The organism is Priestia sp. YIM B13489, assembly GCF_042787645.1.
GTDB classification, from domain to species: Bacteria; Bacillota; Bacilli; order Bacillales; family Bacillaceae_H; genus Priestia; species Priestia megaterium.
Genome location: NZ_JBHZOQ010000053.1, coordinates 2,338,607 through 2,353,362 on the forward strand (window position 1 = coordinate 2,338,607; position 14,756 = coordinate 2,353,362).

At 39.7% G+C, this 14,756-nt stretch carries 17 protein-coding genes; all 17 read right to left on the bottom strand.

Translation table 11 applies throughout. The annotated features are described in order from the left end of the window. Nucleotides 1-20: 20 nt before the first annotated feature. On the bottom strand, nucleotides 21-878 hold the full coding sequence (locus ACFX4W_RS17745; protein ID WP_013059800.1) for a F0F1 ATP synthase subunit gamma: 858 nt from the start codon (nucleotides 876-878) through the stop codon (nucleotides 21-23). A gap of 105 nt (nucleotides 879-983) precedes the next feature. Further along, nucleotides 984-2,492, bottom strand: coding sequence for a F0F1 ATP synthase subunit alpha (atpA, locus tag ACFX4W_RS17750; RefSeq protein WP_013085461.1), 1,509 nt, complete (start codon nucleotides 2,490-2,492; stop codon nucleotides 984-986). A 15-nt stretch (nucleotides 2,493-2,507) separates the two neighbouring features. After that, nucleotides 2,508-3,053, bottom strand: coding sequence for a F0F1 ATP synthase subunit delta (locus ACFX4W_RS17755; RefSeq protein ID WP_013059802.1), 546 nt, complete (start codon nucleotides 3,051-3,053; stop codon nucleotides 2,508-2,510). Continuing rightward, entirely contained in the window at nucleotides 3,050-3,568 is a 519-nt protein-coding gene (locus ACFX4W_RS17760; RefSeq protein WP_013085463.1) for a F0F1 ATP synthase subunit B, read from the bottom strand. The genes ACFX4W_RS17755 and ACFX4W_RS17760 overlap by 4 nt, the downstream gene beginning before the upstream one ends. Nucleotides 3,569-3,670: 102 nt before the next feature. After that, a complete protein-coding gene (atpE, locus tag ACFX4W_RS17765) occupies nucleotides 3,671-3,883 on the bottom strand; it encodes a F0F1 ATP synthase subunit C (RefSeq protein ID WP_013059804.1) in 213 nt (70 codons plus the stop codon). 90 nt (nucleotides 3,884-3,973) lie between these two features. Further along, nucleotides 3,974-4,684 carry a F0F1 ATP synthase subunit A gene (gene atpB, locus ACFX4W_RS17770; protein WP_013059805.1) on the bottom strand — a complete coding sequence of 237 codons (711 nt, stop codon included), beginning with the start codon at nucleotides 4,682-4,684 and terminating at the stop codon, nucleotides 3,974-3,976. 18 nt (nucleotides 4,685-4,702) lie between these two features. Continuing rightward, the gene (locus ACFX4W_RS17775) at nucleotides 4,703-5,074 is read right to left on the bottom strand and encodes an ATP synthase subunit I (protein ID WP_013059806.1); all 372 of its coding nucleotides are present in this window, start codon (nucleotides 5,072-5,074) and stop codon (nucleotides 4,703-4,705) included. A 6-nt stretch (nucleotides 5,075-5,080) separates the two neighbouring features. After that, a complete protein-coding gene (locus ACFX4W_RS17780; RefSeq protein WP_013085464.1) occupies nucleotides 5,081-5,302 on the bottom strand; it encodes an AtpZ/AtpI family protein in 222 nt (73 codons plus the stop codon). A 297-nt stretch (nucleotides 5,303-5,599) separates the two neighbouring features. Further along, nucleotides 5,600-7,795 (bottom strand): S8 family serine peptidase, encoded by a 2,196-nt coding sequence (locus ACFX4W_RS17785; protein WP_280560587.1) that lies wholly within the window; start codon nucleotides 7,793-7,795, stop codon nucleotides 5,600-5,602. A gap of 67 nt (nucleotides 7,796-7,862) precedes the next feature. Next, nucleotides 7,863-9,014 carry a non-hydrolyzing UDP-N-acetylglucosamine 2-epimerase gene (gene wecB / locus ACFX4W_RS17790; protein WP_280560766.1) on the bottom strand — a complete coding sequence of 384 codons (1,152 nt, stop codon included), beginning with the start codon at nucleotides 9,012-9,014 and terminating at the stop codon, nucleotides 7,863-7,865. A 22-nt stretch (nucleotides 9,015-9,036) separates the two neighbouring features. After that, on the bottom strand, nucleotides 9,037-9,666 hold the full coding sequence (gene upp, locus ACFX4W_RS17795; protein WP_013059810.1) for a uracil phosphoribosyltransferase: 630 nt from the start codon (nucleotides 9,664-9,666) through the stop codon (nucleotides 9,037-9,039). 213 nt (nucleotides 9,667-9,879) lie between these two features. Then, complete coding sequence (locus tag ACFX4W_RS17800) at nucleotides 9,880-11,124, bottom strand: serine hydroxymethyltransferase (RefSeq protein WP_013059811.1); 1,245 nt, start codon at nucleotides 11,122-11,124, stop codon at nucleotides 9,880-9,882. A gap of 117 nt (nucleotides 11,125-11,241) precedes the next feature. Beyond that, nucleotides 11,242-11,793 (bottom strand): TIGR01440 family protein, encoded by a 552-nt coding sequence (locus tag ACFX4W_RS17805; protein WP_372482335.1) that lies wholly within the window; start codon nucleotides 11,791-11,793, stop codon nucleotides 11,242-11,244. A 35-nt stretch (nucleotides 11,794-11,828) separates the two neighbouring features. Then, nucleotides 11,829-12,290 (bottom strand): ribose 5-phosphate isomerase B, encoded by a 462-nt coding sequence (gene rpiB, locus ACFX4W_RS17810; protein WP_013085468.1) that lies wholly within the window; start codon nucleotides 12,288-12,290, stop codon nucleotides 11,829-11,831. Between the two features lie 80 nt (nucleotides 12,291-12,370). After that, nucleotides 12,371-12,799 carry a low molecular weight protein arginine phosphatase gene (locus ACFX4W_RS17815; protein WP_153252778.1) on the bottom strand — a complete coding sequence of 143 codons (429 nt, stop codon included), beginning with the start codon at nucleotides 12,797-12,799 and terminating at the stop codon, nucleotides 12,371-12,373. Between the two features lie 230 nt (nucleotides 12,800-13,029). Continuing rightward, entirely contained in the window at nucleotides 13,030-13,590 is a 561-nt protein-coding gene (locus tag ACFX4W_RS17820; RefSeq protein WP_013059815.1) for a manganese efflux pump MntP, read from the bottom strand. 67 nt (nucleotides 13,591-13,657) lie between these two features. Beyond that, entirely contained in the window at nucleotides 13,658-14,698 is a 1,041-nt protein-coding gene (locus ACFX4W_RS17825; RefSeq protein WP_043977484.1) for an L-threonylcarbamoyladenylate synthase, read from the bottom strand. Nucleotides 14,699-14,756: the final 58 nt, after the last annotated feature.

A 14,756-nucleotide genomic window follows, 5' to 3' on the forward strand; every position in this document is an offset into this window, starting at 1 on the left:
TTGCTTTTCCATTAAACTTTCTATTCTAACGCTGCCGCTCCGCCAACAATTTCCGTAATTTCCTGGGTAATTGCCGCTTGACGTGCACGGTTATATGACAATGTAAGATTATTGATAAGATCTTTTGCGTTGTCTGTTGCACTTTTCATCGCTGTCATACGAGCAGCATGCTCACTTGCTTTTCCATCAAGTAGGCCGCCGTAAATTAAACTCTCTGCATACTGAGGAAGTAATACTTCTAAAATCTCTTCTTGTGATGGTTCAAATTCATAACCAACAAGTTTACCAGAAGGTTGAAGATCTGTTAGAGGCAATAGCTTCTTCTCCGTCACTTCTTGTGAAATCGTATTGATAAAGTGATTGTAGTATAAGTAAAGTTCATCAAACGTACCGTCTGCAAACATTTGAACTGTTTGTGAAGCGATTCCTTGAATGTCAGCAAAAGCTGGCTGATCTGCTAAGCCTGTGATTTCAAGCAAAACCGGAATGCCGCGTTTCACGAAGAAATCTCTCCCTACTCGTCCAATTGCAATCACACCGTATTCATCAGGTGATTGATGGCGTTCTTCAATAGCTTGAGATACTTTTCGCAAAATATTACTGTTATATGCTCCTGCTAGACCGCGATCTGAAGTGATTACGATGTAACCAGTCTTCTTCACACTGCGCGCAGTTAGCATTGGATGTGAAGCGCCTCTGCTGCCTAGGGCTACGCTTGAGACTACTTCTTGAATTTTTTCCATGTATGGAACAAACGATTTTGCATTTTGTTCCGCTCTATTCAGCTTTGCAGCTGAAACCATTTCCATTGCTTTCGTAATCTGGCTCGTTTTTTTCGTCGATGTGATTCGAGTTTGTATATCACGTAATGATGCCAAAGGTTTCACCACCTTGTTTTAGAAGATCACGTGGTATGAAAGGTGAACAAATGTTCACCTTCACCTTATTGAAAGATTGTCTTAACATACCATGCTGACAATATATTATTCAGATGCAATAAATGTTTTCTTGAATTCTTCAAGTGCTGATTCGAATACGCCAGCTTCAGGAAGTCCACCAGTTGTACGGATTGATTCAAGTACTTCTTTACGGTTTGACTCTAACCATGTTAAGTACTCGTCTTCAAAGCGCGTAATATCTGATACCGGAACATCATCTAAGAAGCCTTTTGTTAATGCGTAAAGCACAGCTACTTGTTTTTCTACGCGAAGCGGTTTGTGTAAACCTTGTTTTAAGATTTCAACTGTACGCGCTCCTCGATTTAATTTTGCTTGAGTTGCTTGGTCAAGATCAGAACCGAACTGAGCAAACGATTCAAGCTCACGATAAGATGCAAGGTCTAGACGCAGTGTACCTGCTACCTTTTTCATCGCTTTAATTTGTGCAGATCCCCCTACACGTGATACAGAAAGACCAGCATTAATCGCAGGACGCACGCCTGAGAAGAATAGATCTGACTGTAAGAAAATTTGTCCGTCTGTAATCGAAATTACGTTCGTTGGGATATAAGCAGATACGTCTCCTGCTTGCGTTTCAATAAATGGAAGAGCTGTTAATGAACCTCCACCTTTTGCGTCCGATAACTTTGCCGCACGCTCTAATAAACGAGAGTGCAGATAGAATACATCCCCTGGATACGCTTCACGACCTGGAGGACGGCGTAATAGTAATGAAAGTTCACGATAAGCTGATGCTTGTTTTGTTAAGTCATCGTAAATAACAAGTACGTGCTTACCGTTATACATAAACTCTTCACCCATTGTTACCCCAGCATATGGCGCTAAGAATAATAGTGGAGCTGGTTGTGAAGCTGATGCTGTTACAACGATTGTGTAATCTAGAGCACCGTGTTTACGTAATGTCTCTACTACGTTACGAACTGTTGATTCTTTTTGGCCAATCGCTACATAGATACATACCATATCTTGATCTTTTTGGTTTAAGATTGTATCGATTGCTACCGATGTTTTACCCGTTTGACGGTCACCGATAATTAACTCACGCTGTCCACGACCGATCGGCACAAGTGCGTCAATCGCCTTGATACCTGTTTGAAGCGGCTCATGTACTGATTTACGATCCATAACGCCAGGTGCAGCACCTTCAATTGGACGTGTTTTTGTTGTTTCTACTGGGCCTAAGCCGTCTACTGGCTGACCTAATGAGTTAACAACACGACCGATTAACTGCTCCCCTACTGGAACTTCCATGATGCGTCCTGTACGGCGAACTTCGTCACCTTCACGAATTTCCGTATATGGTCCTAAAATAATGATACCTACATTGTTTTCTTCTAAGTTTTGTGCCATTCCCATGACACCATTTGAAAATTCAACCAGTTCTCCAGCCATGACATTGTCGAGGCCATGAGCACGTGCGATACCGTCCCCAACTTGGATAACAGTACCTACATCACTCACTTTAATCTCAGACTGATAGTTTTCAATTTGCTGCTTGATCAGCGCACTAATTTCTTCAGCTTTGATGCTCATGAATTTCACCCCTATCTACGATCTGTGTGCAAGAAGTCCTCGGTGGATCGTTTCTAATTTGCTGCTAATGCTGCCATCATAGATACGATTACCAATGCGAAGCTTCACGCCGCCGATTAGGCTTTTATCTACTATATTTGAAATATTTAACGTATGTTTTCCAACTTTAGAAGCAAATGATTGTGAGATTGCTCTTTTCTCATCTGCACTTAAAGGTTTGACAGAATAAACAGTTGCATCTGCCACGCCACGTACTTCGTTCGCTAGGAAACGATACTCTTTTACCATCTCGCTAACAATTTGAATGCGGTGACGCTCTAATAATAGAAGAACCGTATGTTGAACAGTTGGTGAAAGTTCAGCAAATGCCTCACTTACAAACTGTTTTTTTCGCTCAATTGTAATTTTTGGATGAGTTAATACATCCATTAATTCAGGTGTTTTAGCAAACACCTCTTCAACGATTTGTAGCTGGTCTTGCATTTCATCGATCATCTGTTTTTCTGTTGCTAATTGAAAAAGAGCTAGTGCATAGCGCTTGGCTACAGCTGGTTGACTCATCGTACATCCCCTACTTCTTGGATATATTCATGAATTAACTTTTCTTGATCTTGTTCAGAAAGTTCTTTTTCAATAACTTTCGACGCAATTAAAACAGATAATGAAGCAACTTGCTCACGTAACGCAGCAACTGCTTGATCTTTTTGCTGTTCGATTTCTTGTTTTGCTGCAGCTTTTAGACGCTCAGACTCTTCGCGTGCTGCCGCAATGATTTCTTCTTTTTTATCTTCTGCAGACTTTCTAGCGTTTTCCATCATTACTTGCACTTCTTGACGAGATTGCTTTAAGATTTCACGCTGCTCTTCAACAAGCTTCTTCGCTTCCTCATTTTGCTTTTCTGCTTCATCAATCTCACCGGCAATATGCTCTTCACGTTTTTTCATGATTCCCATTACAGGACCAAACGCGAATTTTTGAAGTAACGCAAGTAGGATAAGGAACATCACTAATTGGAAAAGAATATCTCCACCATTAATGCCTGCTGCTCCTAACACAAACATGTTCGACACGGCCATGTTCACTCCCTTCAGAGACTCCACATATATAATTTACTTATTAAAGACATAAAGTAATGGCGAAGGTTCTTTTGAATGATCTTCGCCACATGTAACACATTATTATTTACCTTGTACCATGAATGCAATAACTACGGCGATAATTGGAAGCGCCTCAACTAAGGCAACCCCAACGAACATCATTGAAGTTAATGTACCACGTGCTTCTGGTTGGCGAGCTGTGCCTTCAATCGTCTTAGAAACGATAAGACCGTTACCAATACCAGCACCTAGTGCCGCTAAACCAATCGCAATTGCAGATGCTATTAAACCCATTTTATAAAGTCCTCCCTTAATATATATGATTTTGTTTAACTAAGTTTTGTTTTGTCCAAATTGGGTATTACTTGAACAAAGCTTTATAAATTAATGGTCGCTACTCACTTTGTGAGATAAATAAACCATCGTTAACATTGTGAAAATGAAGGCCTGAATTGCGCCTACAAAAATACTAAATCCTTGCCATAAAAGCATTGGAATAGCAGCTCCAATTGTACCTAGGAAGCCTGTTGTTGCTAAACCAGCTAGCAAGCTTAACAAAATTTCCCCAGCATAAATATTACCGTAAAGACGAAGGCCAAGCGTTAACGTATTGGCAAACTCCTCGATAATCTTAAGCGGGAATAAAAATGCCATTGGCTTGAAGTAATCTTTCGTGTATGCAGAGAACCCTCGCATTTTAATACCATAGTAATGTGATAGTACAACTACCATAACGGCTAACGTCAGCGTAATTGCTGGATCAGCGGTTGGCGATTTCCACCATAAGTTATGGTCAATCACGATGGCAAATGGAAGACCCAACATATTTGACACAAAAATGTACATAAGTAAAGTTACACCTAGCGTCAAAAAGCGGCCACCTGTTTTCCAATCCATATTGCTATTAACGAGTCCTTTAACAAAATCTAAGACCCATTCAATAAAGTTTTGTGCACCGCTTGGCTTCATAGCAAGAGTACGAGTACATAAAACTGCAATTAAGAATACAATAACAGAAGCTACGGTAACCATAAGCAAGTTACTTTGACTAAAAGTAAGGCCTAGAAACTCTATAGTTGGTGATTCATGACCCAACTGTGTTCACCTCTCTTTCTATCTTCTACGCATATTTTGAACAACTAAATCTATGATAATGACAACGTAATACGTCATTAATCCCACAACTACACTAATAATATGAAAGGTTTTTGGATAAGAGATGGTAATCACAACTGCGAGAGCAGCTGTTGCAAATCTTACAACAGTCCCAATTGAACGGGGCTTTTTCCCCTCATCCAACGCCTGTCCAAACTGCTCAAACTTTCTTACTAAGTTCCACAAATTATACAAACTCAGGGCGGTTCCTAAAATTAAACCTGCAAAAACAGCCTTATAACTTGTAAATCCCCAGCCGAGAACGTATAATGCTAACAAATACAATATGTATGAACGAAGTCTTGGAAAAACGTGCTGCAAATCCTGCATGAATTATTAATCTCCTGAAAAAAAATGGTGGACTGTCCGCAGCATCATAAAAACACCTGCTGCTAGCCCTGAAAGAAGGCCTAAAATCAAAAATAGTGGTTCGGTGTCAAGCCATTGATCAGCCCATCTTCCAGAGAATAAGCCAATTAAGACTGAACCTGCTAACTGTGATAGAATGATTGACACTAATGCCATCGCTTGCAAAGGATGACGGTTGCGATCTTTCATAAGCTCATACCCCTTTTGCAAAATTTTCTTTTTTCCGAATTCTCTATCGTTTTTATAGCTCAATATATGATAGAAAGGCAAAAAAAATTGCTAAAAAAGGTAAAAACAGCTAATAAAATACGCAGAAATATCAACGGTTTTCACAGGTTGAAAACCTTATCATTTATATTCCCTGTAAGCATACAATAGCGTATATTTAATGTCAATGTGTTTAAGCTAAAAACTTCACAATCTCTTCTTATTGTTCACATTTCTGCCACACATAAAACCTCTTCAAATGAAAACATTTAAAGAGGTTCATTCAATCGTTATTGTACTGTTTACAACATGCTCTTGTCTATGCTTTTTCACAAATGCAAATATTTGGTACGCTCCCGGTACAAGCGATTCATCGATCGTTATTTTCCGTTTTCTCATGCCTCTTTCTACATCAACGTCAACATCTAAATACGATATAAACTGTAAAGACTGCTTATCAAAAAGAGCAACGCCTAACTCATCTGCTCCTTCAGGCAAAAACAGTTCATAGCTATACGTATTTTTCTCTTTTTCCGCTGCTACTTGCAATCCCATGACACGGGGATAATCTGGAATGCTAACCATGTACATATAAGGAAGCGAAAATGTTTCACGTGAATCATTTATTTCCAAATATCCGTCATATATACCTTTATTTTTAAAACGGGGCTGCACCGATAAAGTGACAGCTATTTCTTTTGTCTGATGGGGCTGCACCGTGACGGGTAATGGAACATCCCAATTCACTCCTTCATCCCTTTTCGGAACGTTCAAGCGATACGTTTTTGCTTTATCAGACTGGTTATCAATTTTAAATGATAAGACTTTCTTTGATGGGCGCGTAAAAATACCGAAAGATAAAGAAGATGGATAAAATAAAGAGTCTGCTGTGACAGCTTTTGCTATTTGAATTCTCCCGGCTCCTTGTTCATATACGCGATACGTTTGACCATTTAGCTGCTGCATTACTTTACTTGTGTTCATCAATGAAGCTTTGACTTGTTCAGGAGACCAGTTCGGGTGAGCTTGTAAAATAAGAGCGCACGCTCCAGCTACATGGGGCGCAGCCATACTTGTTCCATGCATGCGTTCATATCCCCCAGGAACTGTACTATTAATGAAGTAACCAGGTGCGACGACGTCCGGCTTGATTCCCCAAGTAGTCGTTACAGGTCCTCTTGAACTGAAAGATGTGAGCAAGTCTTGCACCACTTGCTTGCCAGTGCGTAAGTATGGCTGTTGAGACTGAATGTATTGATTAATGGTATCACCGTTTTTTTTACTTACCCATATCACTGGAATATTTACTGATTCTTGTAGTTTACCGATTATGCTTTTTTCAGTCGGACTATATAAAATAACGGCTTTTGCTCCTGCCTGTTCAGCTTGTTTAATCTTTTTTTCAACCACATTTCCTTCTGCTTTTAGCAAAATGACGTTACCCAACGCATGCTTTTGCTCTTCTTTGAAGTATTCTTCATTTATTACACGCAGCGTTTGATTAAACGTCCATGGACGAGACCCTTCTACTGGCGCCATCATAATTTTTTCTTTGTTAAATCCAATTGTTAGAAATTGAACTGTTGTCGGGGAAACAGAAGCGCCAACCGAAATAGCTTTTCCCGCTGTACCTGGAGAGCCCACGGTCCATAAACCTGGACCTGAATTGCCGCTGGATGTAACCGTTACAATTCCTTTTTCAACAGCTCGATCTAACGCTAAGCTTGTTGGTAAATCAGGGCCATTCACATCATTTCCTAATGATAAATTAATAATATCTACATCATCTTGAATTGCTTTTTCGATAGCTAGAATAACACTTTCAGACGTTCCAGCTCCACCAGGTCCAAGAGCTCGGTATGCGTAGATCTCCGCCTGAGGTGCTACACCTTTAATATTTCCATTTGCTGCAATAATACCGGCTACATGAGTGCCATGCAGAGTAGGCTCTCCTTGCTCCCGAGTGGTTTCCATCGGCTCATAATCTTTATCTATTACATCATACCCTCCCCTGTAGGTTTGTTTTAAATCGGGATGAGAATAATCAACACCCGTATCGATGACGCCTACTTTGATCCCTTTTCCTGTTAAGCGCTGATTATGAGTATCAAATAAGCCTCTTACCTGTTCTGAGCCAATGAAGGTTACACTATTTTCTTCTGCAACCTGGTAGTTTTTAATAGAATGTGAACCAATAATAGAAGGATTATGAGATAGTTTTTCCAAATCCGAGATGGAGCCGTTTAATGAAAGTCCTGTAAATACCGTGTGAAACTCGCTCTTAATCTTTATATTAGGATAATTTTTTTGTAGCTGACTTTTAAATTCCGCGAATTTTTCTTTTTCAACCATGACAATTATTGATTTTTCCTGATGATTCATTTCTTGTTTTATAGAAGGAAATGTCGGATTGAGCGACGTTTGCCCTCCCCCGCTCCCTAATATAAAGCTAAGCATTAACCATTTAATCCACATAAAAAAACACCTCTCACACTATCGTGTCTCAAAGAGACACTTTTCATGTGAAAGGTGTTTAGAAATCTTACGAAAGCGGATTAAAAGCTTCCGGTCTTTTTTCCCGGCGGTTGAAATAGTAGCTAATAGCATCACAAATACGTTTAGAAGCTAAGCCATCTCCGTAAGGATTCGATGCTTGTGACATTTGCTTATATACGTCTTCATCTATTAACAGCTCTTTTGCTAGCGTATAAATTGTTTCTTCTTCCGTTCCTGCTAGTTTGAGCGTTCCTGCTTCAATTCCTTCCGGTCGCTCTGTTGTATCACGAAGTACCAATACAGGTACGCCTAATGAAGGAGCTTCTTCTTGAACACCGCCCGAATCTGTCAAAATAATATGAGCGCGCTCAGCGAAGTTATGGAAGTCAATTACATCTAACGGTTCAATTAAATGAATGCGTGGGTCATTTCCTAAGATATCGTTTGCTGTTTCTCTAACTACCGGATTCAAATGAACAGGATACACAACTTGCACATCTTCATGTTCATCCACAATACGTTTAACCGCACGGAACATGTTTTTCATTGGTTCGCCTAAATTTTCGCGGCGATGCGCCGTTAATAAAATAAGACGATCATCTCCCAATTTCGTTAACACTTCATGCTCATATGTCTCTTTTACTGTCGTTTTTAACGCATCGATAGCTGTGTTTCCAGTCACAAAGATTCGCTCTTCTTTTTTATTCTCTGCTTGCAAATTAGCTGCAGACTTATCTGTCGGAGCAAAGTGCAAATCAGCAAGAACGCCTGTAAGCTGACGGTTCATTTCTTCCGGATATGGAGAATATTTATTCCATGTGCGCAAACCTGCTTCAACATGTCCCACCTGAATTTGATTATAAAAAGCTGCTAGTCCGGCAATAAACGTCGTAGTTGTATCGCCGTGTACAAGTACGATGTCCGGCTTTACTTTTTTCATTACGTCGTCCAAACCTTCTAATCCTCTGGTCGTTACGTCCATAAGAGTTTGGCGATCTTTCATAATGTTAAGGTCATAGTCAGGCTGAATGTCAAAAATGCTCAATACTTGGTCTAACATTTCACGGTGCTGAGCCGTTACCGTCACAATCGCTTCGAACTCCTCAGGTCGCTTTTTAAGCTCTAGCACTAGAGGGGCCATTTTAATTGCTTCTGGTCTTGTCCCGAATATCGTCATTACTTTAATTGGCTGCTTCATGTTCATCACCCGAATCTACAAATTATTTTGTACCGAATAAACGATCCCCTGCATCACCTAAACCTGGAACAATATATCCATGGTCATTTAATTTTTCATCTAATGCCGCAATGTAAATATCTACGTCAGGGTGTGCTTCTTTTACGATTTCCACGCCTTCAGGAGCAGCAATTAAACACATAAATTTAATGTTTTTAGCGCCTCTTTTTTTAAGAGAGTTGATTGCTTCTACAGCTGACCCTCCTGTTGCAAGCATAGGATCTACTACAATAAAGTCACGCTCTTCTACATCATTAGGCAGCTTTACATAATATTCAACAGGCTGTAATGTTTCTGGATCACGATATAAGCCAACGTGTCCAACTTTAGCAGCTGGCATTAGTTTTAAAAATCCATCTACCATGCCGATACCAGCACGAAGAATTGGAACGATACCAAGCTTTTTCCCTGCAATAACTTTTGACTTTGTTTTGCAAACCGGTGTTTCAATTTCAACGTCTTCTAGCGGTAAATCACGTGTCGCTTCAAAAGCCATTAAGCTTGCCACTTCATCAACTAATTCACGAAACTCTTTCGTTCCCGTTTTTACATCGCGTATGTAAGTTAATTTGTGTTGAATAAGCGGGTGATCAAATACGTATACTTTGCCCATTGATATCTCTCCTTATATATAAAGATGTACACATTAAAATACCATTCAACGAATTGAATGGTACGTACTAGTAAAAACATATCTCTTGCTAATTAAATTTATACATTGCATTCATTTTACAGAAAAAAGTTTTTGAGTTCAAGCATTATTCAAAAAATGATTGAATTGCTACCACTTTCTCCATAAAAAAACAGGCACAAAGGCCTGTCTCTCTTACAGTGATTTATACATTTCAAACTTGCTCGTTAAAGCTTCAACGCGTGTTTTAGCTTCAGCTAGCTTTTCTTCATCTTCAATATTTTTAAGCGTTAATCCGATGATAGAAGCAATTTCATCCATCTCTTCTAAGCCAAATCCGCGAGTTGTAACCGCAGCTGTACCAATACGGATACCGCTTGTTACAAATGGGCTTTGCTCATCGTAAGGAATTGTATTTTTGTTTGTTGTAATACCTACATCATCAAGTGCTTTTTCAGCTACTTTACCTGTCAAATTCATTGAACTTACGTCGATTAACACAAGGTGATTGTCTGTTCCTTCAGATACAAGAGCAAATCCTTCTTTCTTTAATCCTTCTGCTAAACGATTAGCATTGTCGATGATATTTTGAGCATAGTGCTTAAATTCATCTTGTAATGCTTCACCAAATGCTACTGCTTTTGCAGCGATAACGTGCATCAATGGACCACCTTGAATACCAGGGAAGATTGACTTATCAATCTTTTTCGCAAATTCTTCTTTACATAAAATCATACCGCCGCGTGGTCCGCGCAGTGTTTTATGTGTTGTAGTTGTAACGAAATGAGCATGTGGCACAGGATTTTGATGAAGTCCTGCAGCTACTAGACCAGCAATGTGAGCCATGTCTACCATTAAATAAGCGCCTACTTCATCAGCGATTTCACGGAAACGCTTGAAGTCGATTGCGCGTGGATATGCGCTTGCACCAGCCACAATTAATTTTGGTTTATGTGTACGAGCTTTTTCTAATACATCATCGTAGTTAATGCGATGTGTTTCACGATCTACGCCATATTCGATGAAATTGTACTGAACACCACTAAAGTTAACAGGACTTCCGTGCGTTAAGTGACCGCCGTGCGATAAATTCATACCAAGTACTGTGTCTCCAGCCTCTAAAACTGTGAAATATACAGCCATGTTTGCTTGTGCACCTGAGTGAGGTTGAACATTCACGTGCTCTGCTCCGAAAATTTCTTTTGCACGATCACGAGCTAAGTCTTCTACTACGTCTACGTGTTCACAACCGCCGTAGTAACGTTTAGCTGGATAGCCTTCAGCATATTTATTTGTTAAAACTGAACCTTGTGCTTCCATTACCGCTGTTGTTACAAAGTTTTCTGAAGCAATTAGCTCAATCTTAGTACGTTGTCTTTGTAATTCATCCTTGATCGCATTATAAACTGCTGGATCTTGTTGCATTAGTTGTTTCTCCATCAAAATCCTCTCCTCATTTCGTATTCGCAATGTTCGTTATTTGTTGATTCAACTACATTGTAACATGATTTATTTAGAATAAAAAAGAAAAAATGTGTATTATTTTAATATATTTAATTACGAAAGTTCGTAAAACGCTCTCATTCCACCAATTAGTTTTGGACGCGTCTTTGCTAAAGTAACATGAGCGTGTCCAACTGCGTTTAACTTACAACGAACGGGTACTGCGACATGCTTTAAATGCATACCAATGAATGTATCTCCAATATCAATACCGGCATCAGCTTTAATAAACTCTACCAAAACAGGATCTTTAAGCTGGCCATAGGCCTGTGTAGCCATCGCTCCGCCTGCTTTATGAATAGGCACAACACTAACCATTTCTAAACGCTCTTTGCGAGCTAATTCTCTTTCTACTACCAGTGCTCGATTGAGATGTTCACAGCATTGAAATGCTAAGTGAACACCCGTCTTTTTTCGAAAATCTGATAGCGCATCAAAAATCATTTCTGCGACTTCCATTGCGCCTGCGGTTCCTATTTTTTCACCAATTACCTCGCTTGTACTGCATCCAATGACAAGTGTATGTTCTGAAGACAACTGCACTTGTGCTAAAAAATCAGATAAAACTGTTTCCAACTGCTCTTTCCATTTCGTAAGTTCAGACACGTTTTTCTTCCTTTCTTTCATTGAATACGTTCACATTATACAGTTAATGTTGCATCACTTTGCTGCTCATACTGTTTAATTTTATTCACGCGATTTTCATGTCGGCCGCCTTCAAATTCTGTCATTAACCAAATTTTCGCAATTTCACGTGCAAGTCCCGGCCCAATGACACGTTCACCCATTGCCAAAATGTTGCTATCATTATGTTCTCTTGTCGCTTTTGCACTGAACGTATCATGCACTAGAGCACAGCGAATTCCTTTTACTTTATTAGCTGCTATACTCATACCGATGCCTGTTCCACAAATAAGAATGCCTCGGCTTACTTCTTGGCTCGCCACTTTTTGAGCAACGGGAAGTGCATAATCCGGATAGTCTACGGACGCTGTGCATTCACACCCTAAATCCACATATTCAATATTTAATTCTTCCATTAAAGAGATAATTTCCTGTCGCAAATTTATACCGCCGTGGTCAGATGCAATAGCTACTTTCATCTTTGTTTCCTCCTCATACGTACCTTCGTCTTATATTAAATTTCTGTTCATTTTAAGTCAGCAAAAATTTATGGGACCTTTTATAATTTGTCGACTATTTTGTTAATCATACGCTCTAACTCTTCTAAAGTCTGTTCGTACGTCTGTAATGATCCGCCAAACGGATCAGATACTTCACCTTGCTCGTCGGCAAATTCTTTTAGCGTAAATAATTTATCACTTACGTATGGAGCTTGGTTCAAAATCAGCATTTTATGCTGCTCCGTCATCGTAAAAATATAAGTAGCCCACATCAATTGTTCTTCCGTTAATGCTGCCGAAGCATGAGAACAAGCTATGCCTTTCTGTTGAAGGGCAACTTGTGCATGAACAGAAGCTTCACTTCCATTTGAAGCGAATACGCCTGCAGACTTCACGTTTATTCCATCTATCTCTTTAGCTTTGAGCAACGCTTCTGCCATAGGGCTGCGGCACGTGTTTCCTGTACATACAAATAAGATGTTTTTCAAGATACATCCTCCCTTGCTTTCACTATGTTCGACTATGTTGATATTCCACCCTATTGTATCTCTATTGCCTGCATAAATCCAGTTAGCTTTTTCGGGTATTTTTTATCCATTATCGCTTCATGCACCTCGAAAAAACGACTTCGCTTTCCTTCTTTTATCACTGCAATCCAAAAGAAGCAAAAAAAGACCATAACCTGCATGGTCATGATCCTTTACCTATTTATATATAGTTAAAAAGGTAGTAACAATTTGATTCCAAAAGCTAATAAAATGCTCCCGCCCAGTGCCTCACTATATGAACCAAGCCAACCTTGTACTCTTCTGCCTAACAGCAGTCCTAACCAAGTTAATAGCATACTCACTACGCCAAAAACAATAATGGTCAAAAACGTTCTTGCCCCAAAAATACCTAAGCTAAGTCCAACAGAAAAACTATCTAGACTCACGCTGAGCGCAAAAAATAACAGTCCAAAGCCAACTGGTTTGATAAACGGCGTATCGTCATGCTTAAAGGAGGAATAAATCATCTGCGCCCCAAGAATCAACAATAAAATTCCACCGCCATAGGTAGCAAACATTCCAAGTTTATCAGACAAAAGTCGTCCAATAAACATGCCTAACAGCGGCATCCAAATATGAAATACACCGATAACAACACCAATGTAGAAAATTTGGCGAAAGCGTAAACGAATTAATCCCATTCCCAAACCAACTGAGAAAGCATCCATTCCTAAGGCAAACGCCATAATGACTAACGTGATCATTTCACTAATTAACTGAGATACATTCATCTTTACCCTCCTCGGACGTGCTCCTATTTCAAAATATGCACATTCGAAAAGGTTTAGAAGATGAATTTTATTGCTTAATCACGTGATGTCCTGCAGCTTTCATTAATCGGTTCATAACGGCATGACCGACTCCTTCTTCAGAAAAACTTTCACTAACGATAACATCTACGTCACACTCATTAAATGAACGAAGCGACTCGTATAAGTGGCTAGCAACCGTCTCTAAATTTGAACGAGATCCACATGTGATAACCGCATCCGCTTTATACGCATCTTCATGTTCAGATGTCGTTAATACCCCTACTCGCTTACCCTGATCTTTATAGCGATCGATAATAGATTGGAAAAAATCTGAACTGCCGTCAACAATGACAAGCGGTGCATCAGGTGCGTAATGCGTGTATTTCATACCTGGAGATTTTGGCGCTTCTTTATCACTTAGTAACGCTCGATCTACTTTTACGGGACCAATGACATTTTCCAACTCTTTCTGAGTAATGCCGCCCGGACGTAAAATGATAGGAATCTCTTCGGTACAATCAAGGACAGTCGACTCTACTCCTACCCCTGTTGCTCCTCCGTCTACAACTCCGCTAATACGCCCTTCTAAATCATTCATCACATGATGAGCTAGAGTGGGACTCGGCTTGCCGGAAAGGTTTGCACTAGGAGCTGCGATAGGCAAAGCCACTTTTTTTAATAATGCGAGGGCTACTGGATGTGATGGCATTCTCACTGCAATGCTGCTTAAACCAGCCGTAACCTTATCTGAAACTCGATCTTTTTTGGGTAATATTACTGTAAGAGGACCCGGCCAAAAAGCATCGATCACTTTCTCTGCTTTTGAAGGAATCGACTCTACAAATGTATGAAGCTGCTCTTTATCTCCAATATGAACAATAAGAGGGTTATCACTAGGACGTCCTTTCGCTGCAAAAATTTTATCCACAGCTTTATCCGATGTTGCATCTCCTCCTAATCCATACACCGTCTCTGTAGGAAAAGCAACCACTTCGTGATTGCGCAGCAAATCTGCTGCTTCTTCTATCTGTGGATAAATATCTTTTTCGTTCGTAAAATTATCCACAACCCATAACTTAGTTTCCATCTTCTTCAACTCCTTTTTCTTTCTATATCTAGGTTTTTTTTACTTTAAAAGTACAATA

What these genes read in the sequence shown, in the direction of transcription:
- atpA (WP_013085461.1), bottom strand. Translation starts at nt 2,492, where the DNA reads ATGAGCATCAAAGCTGAAGAAATTAGTGCGCTGATCAAGCAGCAAATT.
- ACFX4W_RS17755 (WP_013059802.1), bottom strand. Translation starts at nt 3,053, where the DNA reads ATGAGTCAACCAGCTGTAGCCAAGCGCTATGCACTAGCTCTTTTTCAA.
- ACFX4W_RS17760 (WP_013085463.1), bottom strand. Translation starts at nt 3,568, where the DNA reads ATGGCCGTGTCGAACATGTTTGTGTTAGGAGCAGCAGGCATTAATGGT.
- atpE (WP_013059804.1), bottom strand. Translation starts at nt 3,883, where the DNA reads ATGGGTTTAATAGCATCTGCAATTGCGATTGGTTTAGCGGCACTAGGT.
- ACFX4W_RS17775 (WP_013059806.1), bottom strand. Translation starts at nt 5,074, where the DNA reads ATGCAGGATTTGCAGCACGTTTTTCCAAGACTTCGTTCATACATATTG.
- ACFX4W_RS17780 (WP_013085464.1), bottom strand. Translation starts at nt 5,302, where the DNA reads ATGAAAGATCGCAACCGTCATCCTTTGCAAGCGATGGCATTAGTGTCA.
- ACFX4W_RS17785 (WP_280560587.1), bottom strand. Translation starts at nt 7,795, where the DNA reads ATGTGGATTAAATGGTTAATGCTTAGCTTTATATTAGGGAGCGGGGGA.
- wecB (WP_280560766.1), bottom strand. Translation starts at nt 9,014, where the DNA reads ATGAAGCAGCCAATTAAAGTAATGACGATATTCGGGACAAGACCAGAA.
- upp (WP_013059810.1), bottom strand. Translation starts at nt 9,666, where the DNA reads ATGGGCAAAGTATACGTATTTGATCACCCGCTTATTCAACACAAATTA.
- ACFX4W_RS17800 (WP_013059811.1), bottom strand. Translation starts at nt 11,124, where the DNA reads ATGGAGAAACAACTAATGCAACAAGATCCAGCAGTTTATAATGCGATC.
- rpiB (WP_013085468.1), bottom strand. Translation starts at nt 12,290, where the DNA reads ATGAAAGTAGCTATTGCATCTGACCACGGCGGTATAAATTTGCGACAG.
- ACFX4W_RS17820 (WP_013059815.1), bottom strand. Translation starts at nt 13,590, where the DNA reads ATGAATGTATCTCAGTTAATTAGTGAAATGATCACGTTAGTCATTATG.
- ACFX4W_RS17825 (WP_043977484.1), bottom strand. Translation starts at nt 14,698, where the DNA reads ATGGAAACTAAGTTATGGGTTGTGGATAATTTTACGAACGAAAAAGAT.